This is a genomic window from Pseudomonas sp. TE21435 (assembly GCF_056279265.1).
In genome coordinates this window covers 224,033-243,619 of the sequence record NZ_JBWBQZ010000001.1, presented here as the reverse complement: position 1 = coordinate 243,619, position 19,587 = coordinate 224,033, and the positions used below count along the sequence as shown (strand labels likewise).

Annotated in this window: 15 protein-coding genes, 1 tRNA gene and 1 pseudogene; 8 read left to right on the top strand and 9 right to left on the bottom strand. The window is 65.8% G+C overall.

Annotation, left to right across the window (positions count from 1 at the left end):
- Positions 1 to 259: 259 nt before the first annotated feature.
- Together ACZ9C1_RS01015 and ACZ9C1_RS01010 are read left to right on the top strand one after the other, a co-directional pair.
- Positions 260 to 1,717 carry a mannose-1-phosphate guanylyltransferase/mannose-6-phosphate isomerase gene (locus ACZ9C1_RS01015; RefSeq protein WP_476253403.1) on the top strand — a complete coding sequence of 486 codons (1,458 nt, stop codon included), beginning with the start codon at positions 260 to 262 and terminating at the stop codon, positions 1,715 to 1,717.
- A 64-nt stretch (positions 1,718 to 1,781) separates the two neighbouring features.
- Entirely contained in the window at positions 1,782 to 3,017 is a 1,236-nt protein-coding gene (locus ACZ9C1_RS01010) for a glycosyltransferase family 4 protein (RefSeq protein ID WP_139672417.1), read from the top strand.
- On the opposite strand, the gene ACZ9C1_RS01005 is transcribed toward ACZ9C1_RS01010, so the two are convergent.
- Entirely contained in the window at positions 3,006 to 4,226 is a 1,221-nt protein-coding gene (locus tag ACZ9C1_RS01005) for a molybdopterin molybdotransferase MoeA (RefSeq protein WP_457377969.1), read from the bottom strand. The two genes, ACZ9C1_RS01010 and ACZ9C1_RS01005, sit on opposite strands and share 12 nt — an antisense overlap.
- Positions 4,210 to 4,749 carry a molybdenum cofactor biosynthesis protein B gene (gene moaB, locus ACZ9C1_RS01000; RefSeq protein ID WP_046856412.1) on the bottom strand — a complete coding sequence of 180 codons (540 nt, stop codon included), beginning with the start codon at positions 4,747 to 4,749 and terminating at the stop codon, positions 4,210 to 4,212. Before moaB ends, ACZ9C1_RS01005 begins: the two co-directional genes overlap by 17 nt.
- Positions 4,750 to 4,929: 180 nt before the next feature.
- Here moaB and ACZ9C1_RS00995 point away from each other — a divergent pair, with 180 nt between their 5' ends.
- Both ACZ9C1_RS00995 and ACZ9C1_RS00990 read left to right on the top strand, forming a co-directional pair.
- On the top strand, positions 4,930 to 5,151 hold the full coding sequence (locus ACZ9C1_RS00995) for a YgdI/YgdR family lipoprotein (protein ID WP_023632528.1): 222 nt from the start codon (positions 4,930 to 4,932) through the stop codon (positions 5,149 to 5,151).
- Between the two features lie 82 nt (positions 5,152 to 5,233).
- Positions 5,234 to 5,310, top strand: a tRNA-Pro gene (locus ACZ9C1_RS00990).
- Positions 5,311 to 5,407: 97 nt separating this feature from the next.
- On the opposite strand, the gene mqo is transcribed toward ACZ9C1_RS00990, so the two are convergent.
- The 4 genes and pseudogenes from mqo to ACZ9C1_RS00970 all read right to left on the bottom strand — a co-directional run bounded on the left by mqo (position 5,408) and on the right by ACZ9C1_RS00970 (position 10,839).
- The gene (mqo, locus tag ACZ9C1_RS00985; protein WP_476253402.1) at positions 5,408 to 6,973 is read right to left on the bottom strand and encodes a malate dehydrogenase (quinone); all 1,566 of its coding nucleotides are present in this window, start codon (positions 6,971 to 6,973) and stop codon (positions 5,408 to 5,410) included.
- Between the two features lie 289 nt (positions 6,974 to 7,262).
- The gene (locus ACZ9C1_RS00980; protein ID WP_371918082.1) at positions 7,263 to 7,967 is read right to left on the bottom strand and encodes a methyl-accepting chemotaxis protein; all 705 of its coding nucleotides are present in this window, start codon (positions 7,965 to 7,967) and stop codon (positions 7,263 to 7,265) included.
- A 228-nt stretch (positions 7,968 to 8,195) separates the two neighbouring features.
- Positions 8,196 to 8,306, bottom strand: a pseudogene (locus tag ACZ9C1_RS00975) (hypothetical protein); the annotation flags it as partial.
- 769 nt (positions 8,307 to 9,075) lie between these two features.
- Complete coding sequence (locus ACZ9C1_RS00970) at positions 9,076 to 10,839, bottom strand: ABC transporter transmembrane domain-containing protein (protein WP_476253401.1); 1,764 nt, start codon at positions 10,837 to 10,839, stop codon at positions 9,076 to 9,078.
- A gap of 246 nt (positions 10,840 to 11,085) precedes the next feature.
- On the opposite strand from ACZ9C1_RS00970, the gene ACZ9C1_RS00965 reads away from it, so the two are divergent.
- Positions 11,086 to 11,256 carry a PA1571 family protein gene (locus ACZ9C1_RS00965; RefSeq protein ID WP_173862435.1) on the top strand — a complete coding sequence of 57 codons (171 nt, stop codon included), beginning with the start codon at positions 11,086 to 11,088 and terminating at the stop codon, positions 11,254 to 11,256.
- Positions 11,257 to 11,309: 53 nt separating this feature from the next.
- Here ACZ9C1_RS00965 and pdxB read toward each other — a convergent pair whose 3' ends face one another.
- From pdxB to rlmM, 3 genes are all read right to left on the bottom strand, one after another.
- Positions 11,310 to 12,452, bottom strand: coding sequence for a 4-phosphoerythronate dehydrogenase PdxB (gene pdxB / locus ACZ9C1_RS00960; RefSeq protein ID WP_476253400.1), 1,143 nt, complete (start codon positions 12,450 to 12,452; stop codon positions 11,310 to 11,312).
- Between the two features lie 47 nt (positions 12,453 to 12,499).
- Positions 12,500 to 12,742 carry a sulfurtransferase TusA gene (tusA, locus tag ACZ9C1_RS00955; protein ID WP_139672427.1) on the bottom strand — a complete coding sequence of 81 codons (243 nt, stop codon included), beginning with the start codon at positions 12,740 to 12,742 and terminating at the stop codon, positions 12,500 to 12,502.
- Between the two features lie 107 nt (positions 12,743 to 12,849).
- Positions 12,850 to 13,914: a 23S rRNA (cytidine(2498)-2'-O)-methyltransferase RlmM gene (gene rlmM, locus ACZ9C1_RS00950; protein ID WP_476253399.1), complete on the bottom strand. Its 1,065-nt coding sequence runs from the start codon at positions 13,912 to 13,914 to the stop codon at positions 12,850 to 12,852.
- A gap of 219 nt (positions 13,915 to 14,133) precedes the next feature.
- On the opposite strand from rlmM, the gene acnA reads away from it, so the two are divergent.
- The 3 genes from acnA to ACZ9C1_RS00935 all read left to right on the top strand — a co-directional run bounded on the left by acnA (position 14,134) and on the right by ACZ9C1_RS00935 (position 19,547).
- The gene (gene acnA, locus ACZ9C1_RS00945; RefSeq protein ID WP_476253398.1) at positions 14,134 to 16,875 is read left to right on the top strand and encodes an aconitate hydratase AcnA; all 2,742 of its coding nucleotides are present in this window, start codon (positions 14,134 to 14,136) and stop codon (positions 16,873 to 16,875) included.
- Between the two features lie 129 nt (positions 16,876 to 17,004).
- Complete coding sequence (locus tag ACZ9C1_RS00940) at positions 17,005 to 17,781, top strand: CPBP family intramembrane glutamic endopeptidase (RefSeq protein ID WP_139672436.1); 777 nt, start codon at positions 17,005 to 17,007, stop codon at positions 17,779 to 17,781.
- A 200-nt stretch (positions 17,782 to 17,981) separates the two neighbouring features.
- Positions 17,982 to 19,547: a methyl-accepting chemotaxis protein gene (locus ACZ9C1_RS00935; RefSeq protein WP_102683131.1), complete on the top strand. Its 1,566-nt coding sequence runs from the start codon at positions 17,982 to 17,984 to the stop codon at positions 19,545 to 19,547.
- Positions 19,548 to 19,587: the final 40 nt, after the last annotated feature.

Here is a 19,587-nt window from a genome sequence, read left to right as displayed (position 1 = left end):
ACAGTGCACAGAAATGTCCTACTGCAATCTCGACCATGAACGCGCACGGATTGCTGCATGCCTCGCCCAAAAACCGCCGTTTCCTGCAATTGCCATTGAAAGCCGCTCGTGACAGGCGCATCATTCGACAAATATTTGGCCTTCATGGAAGATGCCGCTCATAAAAGTCAGTTTATTGACTTTGCGCCGCCAGACGCCTGACAGGTCGTGATTCCCTTGCATTGCGCTGCCCACAGCGCACCGATTCGAGGTTGTGACTATGAGCGTTCTGATCCCCTGCATCATCGCTGGCGGCGCCGGCACCCGATTGTGGCCGGTCTCGCGTGAAGCGATGCCCAAGCCCTTCATGCGCCTGCCCGACGGCATGAGCCTGCTGCAGAAGACCTTCAGCCGCGCCAGCAGCCTGCCCGGGGTCGAGCGGGTGCTCACGGTGACCAACCGCGAAGTGGTGTTCCGCACCCAGGACGAATATCGCCAGGTCGGTGCAGCACGCGTGGCCCTCGATTTCATTCTCGAACCCCTGGGTCGCAACACCGCCCCTGCCATTACCGCCGCTGCACTGCACTGCGCCCGCCTGCACGGCGAAGACAGCCTGCTGCTGGTGCTGCCCGCCGACCATTTGATTCAAGACCAGGGCGCTTTCGAGGCGGCCGTCGGGCAGGCCCTGGCACTGGCCGGACAAGGTTGGCTGACCACCTTCGGCCTGCAACCGACCCGTGCCGAAACGGGTTTCGGCTATATCGAGCAGGGCCAGCCGATCACTGACGGCGGCTACCAGGTCGCCCGCTTCGTCGAAAAGCCCGACGCCGACACCGCCCAGGGCTACCTCGACGGTGGTCGGCACCTGTGGAACGCTGGCATGTTCTGCCTGCGCGTCGGCACCGTGCTGCAGGAGCTGCAAGTCCATGCCCCCGAGGTCCTGCGCAGCGTGGCCGACTGCCTGGAACAGAGCCAGGTCAAGGAGGGCACGGGCGGCCGTCAGGTGGAACTCGACCCCGACCGCTTCGCCCTGGTGCCGGATATATCCATCGACTATGCCCTCATGGAACCGTCCGCCCAGGTGGCCGTGGTGCCATGCGACATCGGCTGGAGCGACATCGGCTGCTGGGAAGCGGTACGTGAGCTGCGCCCGGCCGACGGCCAGGGCAACCACTGCAACGGCGAAACCGTGCTGCATGACGTGAGCAACTGCTACATCGACTCGCCACGGCGCCTGGTCGGCGCGGTCGGCCTGGACAACCTGATCGTCATCGACACCCCCGACGCCCTGCTGATCGCCGATGCCGCGCGCAGCCAGGAAGTCAAGGTGATCGCCCAGCAGCTCAAGCGCCAGGGCCATGACGCCTACCGCCTGCACCGCACCGTGACCCGCCCCTGGGGCCTGTACACGGTGCTCGAGGAAGGGCCACGGTTCAAGATCAAGCGCATCATGGTCCGCCCTGGCGAATCGCTGTCGCTGCAGATGCACCATCATCGCAGCGAGCACTGGATCGTGGTCAGCGGCATGGCCTGCGTGACCAATGGCCAGGAGGAGTTCCTGCTGGACACCAACGAGTCCACCTTCATCAAGCCCGGGCGCAGCCACCGCCTGACCAACCCCGGGGTCATCGACCTGGTGATGATCGAGGTGCAGAGCGGCGAATACCTGGGCGAAGACGACATCGTACGCTTTACTGATATCTATGGACGCGCCCCGGCGGCAGCAGCACCTGCCTGACTGCCAGAGGGCGCGTTTTTGCCATCCAGGGCCGACACCCGGCCAACCGCGAGGATTCGGGCTCATGCGCATACTCTGGACCCTGCCCTACCTGCCCTGGCCCACCACCAGCGGCAGCAAGACCCGGCAATACCACCTGCTGCGCGCCCTGGCGCAGCATGGCCACCGGATTACCTTGCTGGTGCAGTCGAAGATCCCGTTGAGCGACACCGCGCGCGAAGCCCTGGAACCCCTGGTGGAACGCCTGATCGTGCTCCCCAGGCGGCCACTGAACAGCCCGCTGAACCTGCTCGCCTCACCCATCATCGACTACCCCATGCGGGCCATCATCAATGGCCTGGCACCTTGCCTGCGGCACCGCTTCGAGCAACTGCTGGACGAACCCTGGGATGTGATCCAGATCGAGCACAGCTACAGCTTCCAACCGTTCGAGAGGGCCCTGCAGGCCCGGGGCCTGCCCTACATGCTCAGCGAGCATTACCTGGAGTCGGTGATGGGCGCCGCCTGCCATGACCGCCTGCCATTGTGGTTGCGCCCGCTGAACGCCTTCGACCGCTGGCGCTATCGGCGCTGGGAGCAAAGGGTGCTGCGCCAGCCCACGGAAGTGGTGGCGGTCAGCGCCCAGGATGCCGAGCTGATCGGCCAGATCAGCGGCCGCCCGGTGAATGTGGTGGTCAATGGCGTGGACTGTGACCACTATCAGGACGTGCGCCCCACCCTGCACAGCCAGCGCCTGCTGTTCGTTGGCAATTTCGAGTACGGCGCCAACCTGGAGGCTATCGAGTGGGCGCTGGAGGAGATCCTGCCCCAGGTATGGATGAGCAACCCGGCGGTGCGCCTGGCCATTGCCGGGCACGCGTTGCCGGCCAGCTGGAAGCTGCACTGGAATGACCCGCGCATCGAATGGGTAGGTTACCGCCCCGACCTGCGCGAGCTGCAGCGTCGCTCGGCGCTGTTCTTCGCGCCGCTGCGCCATGCCGGTGGCTCCAAGGTGAAGATCCTCGAAGCCATGGCCGCCGGGCTACCGGTCATCACCACCAGCAAGGGCGCCTCGGGCCTGGCCATGAACAATGGCGAACACTACCTGGGCAGCGACGACAGCGGCCAGCTGGCGCTGCTGGTCACGCAACTGCTCAACCAGCCTTGGCGCATGTGCCAGCTCAGCGAGGCCGGGCGCCAGTTCGCCCGCCAGCGCCATGACTGGAGCGTTGCCGCCCAGCAGCTGGAGAACGTGCACATGCGCCTGACCCAGCTGGCGCCAGCAGGCGCAGGCGCCCCCGGCGGCGTGCTAGCCAAGTAGCTCGCTGAATGGGATGAATACCACGGGGTCCCCCTGCCGTGGCGTGCTGCCTTCAAGCACCTCCACCACCCCATCGGCCCAGGCCGCGCTGCGCAGCACACCGGAGCTCTGGTTCTTGTAGATGCGCACCCGGCCATCCTCGATGCGCGCGCGCAGGAATTCGCGCCGCGTACCGGCCTTGGGCCAATCGAAACCCGCCGGCACGCTGAAACGCAGCGGCGCGACATTGTGCACACCCAACCGCCGCAGCAGGTAGGGCCGCGCCAGCAGGCCGAAAGTGACCAACGTCGAGGCCGGGTTGCCCGGCAGGCCGATCACCGGTACCCCCTGGTAATGGCCGAAGGTCAGCGGTTTGCCCGGCTTGATCGCCAGCTTCCACAGCGCCAGTTCGCCCGCTTCGCGCAGGGCCAGGCCAAGGAAATCGGCCTCGCCCACCGACACACCACCGGTGGACAGGATCAGGTCGACATCGCCCAGCCCGGCCAGGCACTGGCGGGTGCGTTCGAGGTCGTCGGGCAGGATCCCGGCGTCCACCACCTCGCAGCCCAGGCGTTGCAGCCAACTGACCAGCAGGCGCCGGTTGCTGTTGTAGATCTGCCCGGGCCCCAGCGGCAGGCCCGGCTCGACCAGCTCGTCACCAGTCGACAGCACCGCCACCCGTGGCCGGCGCCGCACTTGCAGGGTGCCGAAACCCAGGGTCGCGGCCAGCCCGAGCTGGATCGGCCCCAACCGCGTGCCGGCGCTCATCACCTGTTCGCCAACACGGGTTTCCTGGCCTTTGGGGCGAACGTTCTGTGACAGTGCCAGGGGTTCGAGGAACCGTACCCGGCCATCCTCGAGCACTTCGGTGTTTTCCTGCATCTCAACGCAATCGGCGCCTTCGGGCAGCGGCGCGCCGGTGAAGATCCGTGCGCAGGTGCCCGGCTCCAGGGGCTGTGGCGCGTGGCCGGCGAAGATGCGCTGGGTCACCCGCAGCGGTTCGCCCTGCCAGTCGGCCAGGCACAGTGCGTAGCCGTCCATGGCGCTGTTGGGCCACGGCGGCAGGTCGAGGCCGGCCACCAGCTCATGGGCCAGGACGCGCCCTTCGGCTTCGGCCAGCGCGACGTGTTCGGTCTCGGCGATGGGCGCCTTGTCGGCCAGCGCCAGCAGGCGCTGCAAGGCCTCTTCCATCGGCATCAACGGCCGGGCTCCCTCAACCACGGCTGTCACAGGCCGCTGCCTGCTTCAGGTGCGGCACGAAGTTGCACGGCCGGTGGCGGGCATCCAGCTGCTCGGCGAGGATACCGTCCCAACCGGTGCGCACGGCATTGGTCGAGCCCGGCAGGCAGCAGACCAGGGTGCCGTTGGCAAGGCCTGCCAGGGCGCGGGACTGCACGGTGGAAGTGCCGATGTCGGCCACCGAGATCTGCCGGAACAGCTCGCCAAAGCCCTCGACCTGCTTGTCCAGCAGGCACGCCACGGCCTCCGGAGTGCTGTCGCGCCCGGTAAAGCCGGTGCCGCCGGTGATCAACACCACCTGCACCTGGTCATCGGCGATCCAGGTCGCGACCTGGGCGCGGATCTTGTACAGGTCATCCTTGAGCAGCACGCGCTCGGCCAGGCGGTGGCCGGCGGCGCTCAGGCGATCGACGAACAGCTGGCCGGAGGTATCGGTGTCGAAGGTACGGGTATCGCTGACCGTCAGCACGGCGATGTTCAGCGCTACAAAAGGGGTATCTGCCTTGGCTTTCATGGGAGTCCGTCGCAGGGGAACAGGGAATGTGCGCTGTTATATCACAGGCCACGGCGCCCAGACCGCGACGTTGTTCTTGGTCAATGCCAGCACGATGGCGCTATGCTGCACTGTGCAAGGAACTTGCGTGGACGCCCTGCGTCTTAATGACATCTAGCACCATCGCACTGGAGAAACACGATGATCCAACGGACCCTTCCCGCCTTCCTGCTTGCCCTGGGCCTGGGCGCCCTCGCCGGCTGCGCCTCGCCAACCGTCATCACCCTGAACGACGGCCGCGAGATCCAGGCGGTGGACACCCCTTCGTATGACGACGACTCCGGCTTCTACGAATTCGAACAGCTCGACGGCAAGCGCACGCGCATCAACAAAGACCAGATCCGTACCGTCAAGGAGCTGTGATCCAGCCCTGCGTTTTTGGCGCAACTCCTTTTTGCAACAAGGGGTTGCGTTGAAAAAATCGATGCAGTAGCATTTCGGACATCGGAGTGTAGCGCAGCCAGGTAGCGCGTCTCGTTCGGGACGAGAAGGCCGCAGGTTCGAATCCTGTCTCTCCGACCAAATCCTGCAAAAAACCCGCCTTGCGCGGGTTTTTTGTTGCCCGCGAAAAAGCCAGTCACTGGTGGGAGCAGGCCAGCCCGCCCCCACGCTTGTGCGATTACTCCGGCAACACGGGCACATGCAGCAGCTGCAAACGCGCACTGCTCCATTCGCGGGTCTTGTTGGTCAACTCAAGATCATTGTTCAGCTTCTGGCCGTAGGTCGGCACGATTTCCTTGAGCTTGGCCTGCCACTCGGCGCTCTTGATCCGATCCTTGAAGGTCTTCTCCAGCACGCTCAGCATGATCGGCGCGGCGGTCGAGGCACCGGGCGAGGCACCCAGCAGCGCGGCGATGCTGCCATCCTCGGCGGCCACCACTTCGGTGCCGAACTGCAACACGCCACCGTGCACGGGGTCCTTCTTGATCACCTGCACGCGCTGACCGGCCTGGAGCAGCTGCCAGTCTTCGTTCTTGGCGTTGGGGAAGTACTCGCGCAGGGCCGCCATGCGGTCGTCGAAGCTGAGCATCAACTGGCCCATCAGGTAGGTGCTCAGGTCGATGTTGTCGATGCCGGCCTGCATCATCGGGCGGATATTGTGGGTGGTCAGCGAACTGAACATGTCCAGCAACGAGCCGTGCTTGAGGTACTTGGTGGAGAAGGTCGCGAACGGACCGAACAGCAGCACCTCCCTGCCATCGATCACCCGTGTGTCCAGGTGCGGCACCGACATCGGCGGCGCGCCGACCGAAGCCTTGCCGTACAGCTTGGCCTTGTGGCGAGCGACCAGATCGGCGTTGTCGGTCATCAGGAACTGGCCACCGACCGGGAAGCCGGCATAGCCCTCGGCTTCCGGGATGCCGGACTTCTGCAGCAACTTTAGCGCGCCGCCACCGGCGCCGATGAAGACGAACTTGGCCTTGACCGCAGACTCCTTGCCACCTTTGGCCAGGTCGGCCACCACCACATTCCAGCTGCCGTCGTCGTTGCGCACGATGTCGCGCACTTCATGGCCCAGGTGCAGTTGCACGTTCGGGTTGCGGGTCATGGCAGCAAACAGCTGGCGGGTGATCTCGCCGAAGTTCACGTCGGTACCGATGGCCATGCGGGTCGCGGCCACCTTCTGCCCGGGGTCGCGCCCCTCCATCACCAGCGGCACCCACTGGCGGATCTGCTCGTGATCCTCAGTGATCTCCATGCCGCGGAACAGCGAACTGTGCTGCAAAGCCTCGACGCGCTTGTGCAGGAAGGCGACGTTCTCGTCACCCCAGACAAAGCTCATGTGCGCCACGTTGTTGATGAACGATCGCGGGTTGCTCAGTACGCCCTGCTCGACCTGGTAGGCCCAGAACTGCTTGGACACCTCGAACTGTTCGTTGACGTTGACCGCCTTGCTGATGTCGATGCTGCCGTCCTTGCCGACGCTGGTGTAGTTCAGCTCGCAGAACGCCGAGTGGCCGGTGCCGGCGTTGTTCCAGGCGTTGGAACTCTCTTCGGCGACCTGGTCCATGCGCTCGTAGACGTCGACTTTCCAGTTCGGTTCCAGTTCGGTGAGGTAGGTCCCGAGGCTTGCGCTCATGATGCCGCCGCCGATCAGCAGCACATCGACGGACTTTTGCGGCTCCGCGGGCTTGGAGCAGCCGATGACACTCAGGCACAGGAGCGTCAGCAGGATTTTTTTCATTAGCTCAATCCAATTGAAGTGAAGGATTGGCAGTCGTTGCCCCCGGTGTGCACGCCCGGTTGTTGTTGTGGTTGGCAGGAGTTTCGCGAAATCGGGGCACGATCGCCTCGGGCCTTGGCCCGGGGCGCCGTAAAGCAGGGAGTGTGCCAGGTTGCTCTGGGCCAATGGTTCAGGGCTGTCGCAACGGGATCTGTCGGGTTGGTGGCGGCAATCCGCCAGCTAAACAGGCGCTTTGCCTGGCAGGTTGGCGGAATTCCCCCTAAGGGCCGCTTCGCGCCCCGCACTACCGTCAGGCGGTCAGGCGGGAAGTCACTTCGCCCAACTGACCCGACAGTCCGTGCAGGCGCTGTCCGGCCTGTTCGGTGTGCTGCACCGCCTGCTGGTTGGCGGTGGCGATGCGGGTGATCTCGACCAGGTTGCGCGAGATGTCCTCGGCGACGCTGGTCTGCTCCTCCGCGGCGGTGGCGATCTGGCGGTTCATATCGCGGATCGCCTCCACCGCCGTGGTGATGCGCTGCAGCATCTGCCCGGCCTGCTGCACCTGTTCGGCGCCCTCCTCGCTGCGCTGCTGGCCACTCTCGATGGCCTTGACCGCCTCCACCGCGCCCGACTGCACCGCCTCGATGATCTGGTGGATCTCGGCGATCGATGCCGCGGTGCGCTGGGCCAGGCTGCGCACCTCATCGGCCACCACCGCGAAACCCCGTCCGGCCTCGCCGGCACGGGCGGCTTCGATGGCGGCGTTGAGCGCCAGCAGGTTGGTCTGTTCGGCGATGCCGCGAATCACTTCAAGCACCTTGCCGATGCGCGTGCTGTCGTTTTCCAGGTGGCGAATCACCGCTGCGGTGCCGGCGATTTCGCGGTTGACCACGGCAATGGTGTCGATGGTGCGCTGCATGACCTGCTCGCCCGCCTGGGCGCTGTGGTCGGCCTCGTCCGCCGCGCGGGCGGCATCGGCGGCATGGCGGGCCACTTCCTGGGCGGTGGCGGACATCTCGTGCATGGCCGTGGCGACCTGGTCGGTACGCAGGAATTGATCATGGGTGCCGTGGGCCATGTCGCCGGCAATACGGCTGAGCTGGCCGCTGGCGTTCTCCAGTTCCTCGGCGTTGTCCTTGAGCCGGCCAACGGTGTCGGCAAGAAAATCGCGCAGGGTGTTGGCGGCCAGCGCCAGGCGTCCGAGTTCATCCTCGCGGCGGCTGTCGACCCGGGCGGCGAAACGCCCCTGGCTGAGCTGGGCGACGTAGTCGATCAACTGGCGAATCGGCTCGACCAGGCTGCGGTTGACCAGCCATAGGCTGAACAGCCCGACCAGCACGGCCGAGGCCAGCATCACCAGCACGCCCAACCACACCGTGCGCTCGGCGCTGGCGCTGATGGCGTCGGCACGCCCGTGGGCATCGGCGCGCAGTTGCTCCACCAGTGCACTCATCTGGTCGCTGGTGGCGCGGTCCACGCCCTTGACCGCCAGGTCGCCGGCCACCGGGTCGCCACCGGCGGCCAGGAATGCCTGGCGCCCTTGCTCGTAGGCCGAACCCAGCTGGCGGTGGCTGGCCTTGAGCTGCTCCAGGCGCGCCTTGAGCGCCGGGTCGCTGCTGTCGATCAATTGCCCCAGCAATTGCTGAACCTGCTGCTCGCGGGCCTGGAACTGCTGCCAGTACTTGTCCAGCTCCGCGGGCTGGCGACCACGCAGCAGCACGTTCTTCCACTCCTGCACCTGGATCTTGAACTGCAGGTTGGCTTCGTCGATCAGTTGCGAGGCACGCAAGGGGCCGTCCACCAACTCGGCGTAGCCGCGCACACTGGACGACAGGAACTGGAAGCACACCAGGGCGATCAACAGGATCGCCAACAGGCTGCCACCGAGCAGGGAGAGAATTTGCACTCTGAGGGACTTACGCAAGATTGCGGATCTCGGAACAAGGAAGAGGGAAACGGCGCACGCCGGCACCGCCGACAGAGGCGTCCTTGTCCTCGTTCACTGCCCCATCAACGCCGCCATCGGGCGATGGCAGCCAGGGCAAGCACCTGCGCAATAGCCGAGGCAGATAGTCTCAGGCAATTGCTACAGAATTGTTACAAAACAGCGACAACAAAGACGCTCAGCCCGAGTTGAATTGCAGTGCTGCCAGGCGGGCGTAGAGTGGGCTTTGCTCGATCAATTGTCGATGGGGCCCGACTGCCGCCAGTCGGCCTTTGTCGATCACCGCGATACGGTCGGCATGCTGCACCGTCGCCAGGCGGTGGGCGATGACCAGCGTGGTGCGCCCGGCCATCAGTTCTGGCAATGCCTGCTGGATCAGATACTCGCTTTGCGCGTCCAACGCGCTGGTGGCTTCGTCCAGCAGCAGGATCGGCGCATCCACCAACAGCGCCCGGGCAATCGCCAGGCGCTGACGCTGGCCACCGGACAAGCCCACGCCCCCTTCGCCCAAGGGTGTCTGGTAGCCCTGAGGCAGCTGGATGATGAACTCATGGGCATGGGCACCGCGCGCCGCCGCCTCGACCTCGGCCAGGCTGGCCTCGGGCCGACCATAGCGGATGTTGGCCTCGACCGTGCCGCGAAACAACGCCGGTTGCTGGGCCACCAGGGCAAACTGGCGGCGCAGGTCGGCAGGCGCCAGACCGGTTATCGGCTGGCCATCGAGCAGAATCGCGCCACCTTGCGGATCGTAGAACCGCAGCAGCAGGTCGAACAAGGTCGATTTGCCGGCCCCCGACGGCCCAACCAGCGCCACGGTCTCGCCGGGACGGACATGCAGGCTCAGGCCGTCGACGGCCGCCACCGCGGGCCGTGACGGGTAGGCGAAGCGCACCTCGCGCAGTTCGATGTCGCCACTGGCGCGCCCGTGCGCCAATCCCGCCGGCTGTGACGGCGCCAGGATCGCCGTCTGCGCCGCCAGCAGCTCGGCGATGCGCTCGGCGGCACCGGCGGCCCGTTGCAATTCGCCAATCACCTCGCTCAGGGTGCCAAAGGCGCTGCCGACGATCAGGCTGTAGAACACGAACGCGGCGAGCTCGCCGCCGGAGATACGCCCGGCGATCACATCCATGCCGCCGACCCAGAGCATCACCCCCACTGCGCCAAGCACCAGCACGATCACCAGGGTGATCAGCCAGGCGCGCTGGGCGATGCGACGGCGCGCCACATCGAACGCCGCCTCCACGGTGTCGCCGAACAGTGCCTGGTCGCGCGCCTGGTGGTTGTAGGCCTGCACCGTCTTGATCTGGCCAAGGGTCTCGGCGACATAGCTGCCGACATCGGCCACCCGGTCCTGGCTCTGCCGCGACAGGCTGCGTACGCGCCGGCCAAACAGCAGGATCGGCGCCAGCACCAGGGGCAGGGCCAGCACCACGATGCTGGTCAGCTTGGGGTTGGTGACGAACAGCAGGATCACCCCGCCGACCACCATCAGCGCATTGCGCAGGAACATCGACAGCGACGAGCCGATCACCGACTGCAGCAAGGTGGTGTCGGCGGTCAGCCGCGACTGGATCTCCGAACTGCGGTTGTCCTCGAAAAAACCCGGGTGCAGGCCGACCAGGTGGTCGAACACCGCCCGGCGGATATCGGCCACGCAGCGCTCGCCGATCCACGACACCAGGTAGAAGCGGGCGAACGTCCCCACCGCCAGGGCCAGCACCAGCAGCAGGAACAGGCCAATGGTCTGGTTGAGCTGGTGCGCCGAGCCGGTCATGAAGCCCTGATCGACCAGCAGGCGGATCCCCTGCCCCATGGACAGGGTGATGGCGGCAGTGACCACCAGCGCCAGCAAGGCCAGCAGCGCCTGGCGGCGATAGGGTCGCACGAACTGCCAGCCCAGGTGCAGGGCGCGGCGTTGGCGGGGAGAGATCGGATCGGACATGGCAAAGGTCGTTCCACAGGGGATTGGTAGCAGACTACCACTCGTCGGCGCTATGCAACGCCTGGGAATGCGAGGTCGTCCCATGCCCGGACGGAGCGACAGTGGCTATGCCCATTCGTTCTAAAGTGTGACTGGAGCTTTGCCGCGCTTTCTGGTGGACTGATCCAGCATGAAGCCGAAAAGCTGTCACAGACCAGTCACGGCGAAGCGATACCTTGAGCTTGAACCTGAAAGAGGAGACAGGACATGAGCTTGCAGCACACCGATACGCCCAAGACCCAGCCCCCTGCGCAACATCAGGTCTGCGGCTCGATCATCGATGCCCAGGGCCGCGAGGTACCCATCACCGAGCAGATGATCCAGAAGGCCTGCAAGGACCTGGAAGCCAGCCGGGCCGAGAAAACCCGCAAGACCTGACCCCTGAATTGCGTGCAACCCGGCGCTTGCGCCGGGTTTTTAGTGGCCGAGCCTCAGGCCAGCACCGCCCCCAGCGCACTGACCAGTTGCGCCAGCTGCGGCGCCTCCCCACGTACACCCACCGCCAGCCCCTCGATCTCACGCCTTACCGGGTAGTGTTTGCGCAGCAGGTCGAACGCCGCACGCTGTTCGAGCGGATCTTCGCTCAGGCTGCGACGGAAATCGGCATCGTCACGACGTGGGTCGTAGACCGCCCGGCACAGGGTGGCCAATGCCCACGCCGAATCCGCGCTCGCGTCAAACTCGATCCGCGCAAGGCCCGGCGCCGGCAGCAGGTCGGCAAGGCGCACCTGCTCGGGCTCCCCGCGCCAGCGGCAGAAGGCCTGGTAAATCTGCGCCGTGCCCCGCTGCTTGCCGTCCAGGCTGTAGCCGGCGATGTGCGGCGTGGCCAGGGTGCACAGGTCAGCCAGTTGCAGGTCCACCTGCGGCTCTCCCTCCCACACATCAAGCACCGCGTGCAGATCCTCGCGATCCAGCAGCAGTTCGCGCAGGGCCGCGTTGTCCACCACAGGCCCACGGCTGGCGTTGATCAGCCAGGCGCCTGCGCGCAAGCGGGCCAGGCGCGACTTGTCGAGCAGGTGCCAGGTCGGGTGCTCGCCGCCACGCTGCAGCGGCGTGTGCAGGCTGATCACATCACACTGCGCGAGGACACTATCGAGATCGACAAAATCGCCGGTCTCGCTGGCCTGGCGCACCGGGTCGCACACCAGCACCTTCCAACCAAGGCCGCGCAGCACCCGCACCAGCCGCCCGCCGACCTCACCCGCGCCGACCACGCCATAGACGCGCTTGCCCAGGTCGGCCCCCTCGAGCTCGGCCAGGGTCAGCAGGCTGCCCAGCACGTAATCCACCACGCCACGGGCGTTGCAGCCCGGCGCACTGCTCCAGTGGATACCGGCTTCGGCGAAATGCTCGAGGTCGAGATGATCGGTGCCGATGGTGCAGGTGCCGACGAAGCCCACCCGACTGCCCTCAAGCAGTTGCCGATCGACGCGAGTCACCGAGCGTACCAGCAGCACGTCGGCGTCCTTGACGCAGTCGGCGTCGATGGCCCGGCCGGGATAACGGCGAATTTCACCGAAACCGGCAAAGAAGGCATCGAGCAGCGGGATATTCTCGTCGGCAACTATCAGCATGGCGCTCTCCTGTCAGGGGAGCGCAGTGTAGCGCGATCGCGGCAGGCTCAGTCGGCCTTCTTGCGGATCCAGTACAGGTAGGTTCCGGCGTCTTCTTGCTGGCCGAGCAGCTCGTGGCCGAGGAAGATGCAGAACTTGGGGATGTCGCGGCGGGTCGACGGGTCGGTGGCGATGACCTTGAGCACGCCGCCGGATACCAGCTCGCGCACATGCTTGTGCAGCATCATCACCGGCTCCGGGCAGTTCAGGCCGGTGGCGTCGAGGATCGCGTCGTGGGTGAAATCGGTCATGAAAGGCTCCGCAAAATGCTCGTCATTGTGGCGTATCGGCCGAGGGGCGCCAAGCCCACTCCCACAAGGGCCGGGTACCGTGGGAGCGGGCTTGCCCCGCGATGGGCTCAGCGCGGCTTCAGGTCCAGCCGGCGCAGGTGGCAGGTGACTTCCTCACGGTCGTGATACAGCTGCTTGCAGGCGATCGAGACCTTCACCTTGCGCGCCTTGAACCCAGCCTCAATGCGGTCCAGCAGCTTGCGAACCTCGGCATGGCGCTGCTTCATCGGCAGCTTCAGGTTGACCACCGCCTCGCGGCACAGCCCTTCGCCCAGCCAGGTCTCGATCAGCGAAGCGGTGCGCGCCGGCTTCTCGACGATGTCGCAGACCATCCAGTCCACCGTCTGCTTCGGCTGCCAGGTGAAACCGTCGGCCATCAGATGGGTGACCAGGCCGGTATCCATAAGGCTCTCGGCCATCGGGCCGTTGTCGATGGCGGTGACCAGCATGCCACGCTTGACCAACTGGTAGGTCCAGCCACCGGGCGAGGCGCCCAGGTCGACACCCGTCATGTCGTCGTTCAGGCGCGCGTCCCATTGCTCGCGCGGGATGAACTGGTGCCAGGCTTCCTCGAGCTTGAGGGTCGATCGGCTCGGGGCCTCGCGGGGGAACTTCAGCCGTGGGATGCCCATCGGCCACAGCGCCGAGTTGTCGGCCTCGGCCAGGCCGAGGAACACCCGGCGGCCGCTGATGAAGGTCAGCAGCAGGCGCGGACGGCGGGCGTCATCGACCAGGCGGCCGGCCTTCTCCAGGGCCTTGCGCAGCGGCACTTCGAACTTGCGGCAGAAGGTCGACAGCTCCTTGCCCTCGTTGCTGTCGAGCACCTCCAGCCACAGGCTGCCGCACACCGGCAGCCCGGCCAGGTGCTCGAGCAGCACGCTGATACGGTCGGTCTCTGGCAACTCGACGTACATACCGCGGGCCCACTGGCGCGGGAAGATCAGCTGCGAGAAGCGCAGCACCTGCATCATGCGTTCGGCGCCACCGGGCTCGGTGCAGACGAACTCGGCGCAGGCACTCTGCGGCTTGCCCTTGGCATAGCCGGGCACGCCCAAATGGGCGGCGTGTTCGCTGATTTCGGCGCAGACCTCGCCCTCGAAGCCGGGCCGGCAATGCATGAACAGGGTATTCATTTCTCACTCCACATCACTGGCGCAGACGGCGCCAGGGCGGCGAATGATAAAGGAAGTCGGGAACCAGCGACACGCCCCATCGGTCCAGAAAAGGGTCGGGGCCGGCAAACCGGTCTAACCTGACTGTTCAGCCAGGTCCGTGCCGTGCGGACCGGTCCAGAGCGGTGATACCGGCGAGCGACCCGCAGTCGCCGGGCACCGGAGCACAAGGAGTTGTAAATGCCCTCGCTCGATAGCCTGAAAACCCTCAAGACCCTCCAGGTGGCCAACCGCGCCTACCACTATTTCAGCCTGCCCGACGCCGCCCACCAGCTCGGCGACCTGCAGCGCCTGCCCATGTCGCTCAAGGTGCTGCTGGAGAACCTGCTGCGCTGGGAAGACGGCAAGACCGTTACCGGTGACGACCTGCGCGCCCTCGCCGCCTGGCTGCAGGAGCGTCGCTCCGACCGCGAGATCCAGTACCGCCCCGCGCGGGTGCTGATGCAGGACTTCACCGGCGTGCCGGCGGTGGTCGACCTGGCCGCCATGCGCGCGGCCATGGCCAAGGCCGGCGGCGACCCGCAGCGGATCAACCCATTGTCGCCGGTGGACCTGGTGATCGACCACTCGGTGATGGTCGACCGTTATGCCACCCCGGCCGCGTTCGCCCAGAACGTCGACATCGAGATGCAGCGCAACGGCGAACGCTACGCCTTCCTGCGCTGGGGCCAGAGCGCCTTCGACAACTTCCGCGTGGTGCCGCCGGGCACCGGCATCTGCCACCAGGTCAACCTCGAGTACCTGGGCCGCACGGTATGGACCCGCGAAGAGGACGGCCGTACCTATGCCTTCCCCGACACCCTGGTCGGCACCGACTCGCACACCACCATGATCAACGGCCTGGGCGTGCTCGGCTGGGGCGTGGGCGGCATCGAGGCCGAGGCAGCCATGCTCGGCCAGCCGGTATCGATGCTGATCCCCGAGGTGATCGGTTTCAAGCTCACCAGCAAGCTGCGCGAGGGCATCACCGCTACCGACCTGGTCCTGACAGTCACGCAGATGCTGCGCAAGAAGGGCGTGGTGGGCAAGTTCGTCGAGTTCTATGGCGACGGCCTGGACGACCTGCCGCTGGCCGATCGCGCCACCATCGCCAACATGGCCCCCGAGTATGGCGCCACCTGTGGCTTCTTCCCGGTCGACCAGGTGACCCTCGACTACCTGCGCCTGTCCGGCCGCCCCGAGGAGACCGTGCAACTGGTCGAGGCCTACTGCAGGGCCCAGGGCCTGTGGCGCCTGCCCGGCCAGGAGCCGTTGTTCAGCGACACCCTGGCGTTGGACATGAACGATGTGGAAGCCAGCCTGGCCGGGCCCAAGCGCCCGCAGGACCGCGTCGCCCTGGGCCAGGTGCGCCAGGCCTTCGACCACTTCATCGAGTTGCAGCCCAAACCACTGGCCAAGGAAGTCGGCCGCCTGGAAAGCGAAGGCGGCGGTGGCGTGGCGGTGGGCAATGCCGACCAGGCTGGCGAGATCGACTACACCCACGAAAACCAGACCCACACCCTGCGCGACGGCGCGGTGGTGATCGCCGCCATCACCTCCTGCACCAACACCTCCAACCCCAGCGTGATGATGGCCGCCGGCCTGGTGGCGAAGAAAGCCGTGGAGAAAGGCCTGCAGCGCAAGCCCTGGGTGAAGAGTTCGCTCGCCCCCGGCTCCAAGGTGGTCACCGACTACTACAAGGCCGCGGGCCTGACACAATACCTCGACCAGCTCGGTTTCGACCTGGTCGGTTATGGCTGCACCACCTGCATCGGCAACTCGGGCCCCCTGGACGAGGCCATCGAGCAAGCCATCGGCAGCGCCGACCTCACCGTCGCCTCGGTGCTATCGGGCAACCGCAACTTCGAAGGCCGGGTACACCCGCTGGTCAAGACCAACTGGCTGGCTTCGCCGCCGCTCGTGGTGGCCTATGCACTGGCCGGAAGCGTGCGCGTCGACCTCAGCCAGGAGCCGCTCGGCACCGGCAAGGACGGCAAGCCGGTGTACCTGCGCGACATCTGGCCAAGCCAGCAGGAGATCGCCGAGGCGGTCAGCAATGTCGACACCGGCATGTTCCACAAGGAATACGCCGAGGTGTTCGCCGGCGATGCCCAGTGGCAGGCGATCGAAGTGCCCCAGGCCGCGACCTATGTCTGGCAGGCCGATTCCACCTATATCCAGCACCCGCCCTTCTTCGATGACATCGGCGGCCCACTGCCGGAGATCGGTGATGTGCGCAACGCACGCATCCTCGCCCTGCTCGGCGACTCGGTAACCACTGACCACATTTCCCCGGCCGGCAACATCAAGGCCGACAGCCCGGCCGGCCGCTACCTGCGCGGCAAGGGCGTGGAACCGCGCGACTTCAACTCCTACGGCTCACGGCGCGGCAACCACGAAGTGATGATGCGCGGCACCTTCGCCAACATCCGCATCCGCAACGAAATGCTCGGTGGCGAGGAAGGCGGCAACACCCTGTACGTGCCCAGCGGTGAAAAGCTGTCGATCTACGATGCCGCCATGCGTTACCAGCAGGATGGCACGCCGCTGGTGGTGATCGCCGGGCAGGAATACGGCACCGGCTCCAGCCGCGACTGGGCGGCCAAGGGCACCAACCTGCTGGGGGTCAAGGCGGTGCTGGCGGAGAGTTTCGAACGCATCCACCGCTCCAACCTGGTGGGTATGGGCGTGCTGCCACTGCAGTTCAAGGCAGGGGACGACCGCAAGCTCCTGGGGCTGACAGGCAGCGAGCGCATCGATGTGCTGGGGCTGACTGATGCGCAGATCCGCCCGGGCATGAGCCTGCCGCTGCGCATCACTCGCGAAGACGGGCGCCAGGAGCAGATCGAGGTGCTGTGTCGGATCGACACCCTCAATGAGGTGGAGTACTTCAAGTCGGGGGGGATCCTGCATTATGTGTTGCGGCAATTGATCGCAGGATAAGGCCCCTTCGCGGGGCAAGCCCGCTCCCACGCAATGTGGGGGCTTGCCCCGCGCGGGTGGTTTCAGGTGTCCTGAAGGCCAGACGAGGAGTCCTACCCTCCTCTGATTCACCGGCACTAAGGAAACACCATGCCTCTTCTCCACTGGATCGCCCTGCTCCTGCTTGCCCTCGGCTATGCGATCGCCCTGACCTACGGCAGCCTCGGCCTCGCCGCCCTGCCCGCCTTGCTCGCGCTGCTGTGCAGTGCCCTGCTCGTCCGCCGTCCGGTGCGCTGGCAACAAAGCCTCGGCCATCTGCTGTTCATCCTCCTGGGCATCGCCCTGGCGCTGCACTGGCTGCCCGGTTTCCATGGCGCTCGCGTCATCGACAAGGCCGTCCTCAGCGAAGGCGCGGTACCCTTCTCCATGTACCTGAACCTGGACAAGCCGCTGATCGGCCTGTGGCTGCTGCTGGCCTGCCCTTGGCTGGTAATGCTGCGCGGTCGCGGCCTGGCCATGAGCCTGGCGCTGATCCTTCCCCTTACCCTGCTCGCCTGCCTGGGTGGTGCCTCGGCCCTGGGCCTGGTTGCCTGGGCACCGAAATGGCCGGACCAGGCCTGGCTGTGGCTGGCCAACAACCTGCTGCTGGTGAGCCTGACCGAGGAACTGCTGTTCCGTGGCTACATCCAGGGCGGCCTGCAACGTCTGTTCAAACATGAGGGGCTGGCGCTGCTGGTGGCCGCCCTGTTGTTCGGCCTCGCGCACCTGGCCGGCGGCTGGCAGTGGTTCTACCTGGCCACCCTGGCCGGGGTGGGGTATGGTCTGGCCTATCGCCATGGCGGGCTGGCAGCGGCGGTGCTGTGCCACACCTGCGTCAACCTGGCGCACTTCGCCCTGTTCAGCTACCCGATGCTGGCCCCGAGCTGAACAATCGGTCATGATCAGACCTAAACGTCATCTTTTATAAAGAAAACTGCAATATTGAAGGCAATGGCTGCGATCAGGTCGGCTGCGATAGCTCAACCACACTGATGGCACCTTGCCCCAGATCAAGGCAGTCAAATATTCATTCAATAAAACCAGAGGCTTGCCGATACCCGTCGAAAGCCTTGCGGATTGAACAGCCAATGCGTAACAACCAGCCGATTACCCAGAGAGAACGGACTTTCCCTGCCCAGCAGCGGTTGATCTCCACCACCAACGCCAAAGGCGTGATCACTTACTGCAACGATGCCTTCATCGAGATCAGCGGATTCTCCCGCGAGGACCTGATGGGCGCACCGCACAACCTGGTGCGTCACCCCGACGTCCCGTCAGCCGTATTCGCCCATATGTGGCAGACCCTCAAACAGGGCCTGCCGTGGATGGGTATCGTCAAGAACCGCTGCAAGTCGGGCGACCACTACTGGGTCAATGCCTACGTCACACCGATCTTCGACAACAACCAGGTGGTCGGCTACGAGTCGGTGCGGGTCAAGCCCACCGCCGAGCAGATCCGCCGCGCCGAGGCGCTGTACCAGCGCATCAACCAGGGCAAGTCGGCCATCCCGAAACGTGACAAGTGGCTGCCGGTGCTGCAGGACTGGTTGCCGTTCATCCTGATCAGCCAGGTCGGTTTCCTGATCGGCAACTGGCTGGGCCACTCCTGGGGCTTCGCCTTGGCCGCCGGCCTGTCGGTGCCGCTGGGCCTGCTCGGCCTGAGCTGGCAGCAACGCGGCCTCAAGCGCCTGCTGCGCCTGGCAGAACAGACCACCTCCGACCCGCTGATCGCGCAGATGTACACCGACAGCCGCGGCGTTCAGGCACGCCTGGAAATGGCCATGCTCAGCCAGGACGCACGGATGAAGACCTGCCTGACCCGCCTGCAGGACAGCGCCGAGCAGCTCAGCGACCAGGCCCGCCAGTCCGACACCCTCGCCCACCAGAGTTCCTCGGGCCTGGAGCGCCAGCGCGTGGAGACCGAGCAGGTGGCCGCCGCCGTCAACCAGATGGCCGCCACCACTCAGGAAGTGGCCAACCATGTTCAGCGCACCGCCGACGCGACGCAGGAGGCCAATCGCCTGACCAGCCAGGGCCGCAATATTGCCGGCGAAACCCGTGACGCCATCGAACGTCTGTCGGCTGCCGTGGGCGAAACCGGGCTGACCGTCACCCAGCTGGCCAAGGACAGCGACGAGATTGGCGGCGTGGTAGATGTGATCAAGGGCATCGCCGACCAGACCAACCTGCTGGCGCTCAACGCTGCCATCGAAGCGGCCCGCGCCGGGGAGATGGGTCGCGGCTTCGCCGTGGTGGCCGATGAGGTCCGCCAACTGGCCCAGCGAACCGCTGAGTCCACCGGGCAGATCCACACCCTGATCGCCAAGCTGCAACAGACCGCCAACAACGCGGTGCAGACCATGGAATCCGGCCATCGCCAGGCCCAGGAAGGCGTCGAGCGGGTCATGCAGGCCGACCAGGCATTGGTGGGCATCAGCGATGCCGTGGCCAATATCACCGACATGGCGACGCAGATCGCCGCGGCCACCGAAGAGCAGAGCGCGGTGGCCGAGGAGATCAGTCGCAACATCAGCACCATCGCCGACCTCGCCGACCAGACCGCCGGCCAGGCCCAGCGCTCGGCGCTGCTCAGCGAAGAGCTGACCAGCACTGCGGGGACCCAGTACTCGCTGGTGGAGCGCTTCAACCGCTGAAATCGGTAGACGCCATCGCGGGGCCAGTCGCAGCGGCAAC

What these genes read in the sequence shown, in the direction of transcription:
- ACZ9C1_RS00965 (WP_173862435.1), top strand. Translation starts at nt 11,086, where the DNA reads ATGAGCTTGCAGCACACCGATACGCCCAAGACCCAGCCCCCTGCGCAA.
- moaB (WP_046856412.1), bottom strand. Translation starts at nt 4,749, where the DNA reads ATGAAAGCCAAGGCAGATACCCCTTTTGTAGCGCTGAACATCGCCGTG.
- ACZ9C1_RS01010 (WP_139672417.1), top strand. Translation starts at nt 1,782, where the DNA reads ATGCGCATACTCTGGACCCTGCCCTACCTGCCCTGGCCCACCACCAGC.
- ACZ9C1_RS00970 (WP_476253401.1), bottom strand. Translation starts at nt 10,839, where the DNA reads ATGTCCGATCCGATCTCTCCCCGCCAACGCCGCGCCCTGCACCTGGGC.
- mqo (WP_476253402.1), bottom strand. Translation starts at nt 6,973, where the DNA reads ATGAAAAAAATCCTGCTGACGCTCCTGTGCCTGAGTGTCATCGGCTGC.
- ACZ9C1_RS01015 (WP_476253403.1), top strand. Translation starts at nt 260, where the DNA reads ATGAGCGTTCTGATCCCCTGCATCATCGCTGGCGGCGCCGGCACCCGA.
- ACZ9C1_RS00940 (WP_139672436.1), top strand. Translation starts at nt 17,005, where the DNA reads ATGCCTCTTCTCCACTGGATCGCCCTGCTCCTGCTTGCCCTCGGCTAT.
- ACZ9C1_RS00995 (WP_023632528.1), top strand. Translation starts at nt 4,930, where the DNA reads ATGATCCAACGGACCCTTCCCGCCTTCCTGCTTGCCCTGGGCCTGGGC.
- acnA (WP_476253398.1), top strand. Translation starts at nt 14,134, where the DNA reads ATGCCCTCGCTCGATAGCCTGAAAACCCTCAAGACCCTCCAGGTGGCC.
- tusA (WP_139672427.1), bottom strand. Translation starts at nt 12,742, where the DNA reads ATGACCGATTTCACCCACGACGCGATCCTCGACGCCACCGGCCTGAAC.
- ACZ9C1_RS00980 (WP_371918082.1), bottom strand. Translation starts at nt 7,967, where the DNA reads ATGTCCGCCACCGCCCAGGAAGTGGCCCGCCATGCCGCCGATGCCGCC.
- ACZ9C1_RS00935 (WP_102683131.1), top strand. Translation starts at nt 17,982, where the DNA reads ATGCGTAACAACCAGCCGATTACCCAGAGAGAACGGACTTTCCCTGCC.
- pdxB (WP_476253400.1), bottom strand. Translation starts at nt 12,452, where the DNA reads ATGCTGATAGTTGCCGACGAGAATATCCCGCTGCTCGATGCCTTCTTT.
- rlmM (WP_476253399.1), bottom strand. Translation starts at nt 13,914, where the DNA reads ATGAATACCCTGTTCATGCATTGCCGGCCCGGCTTCGAGGGCGAGGTC.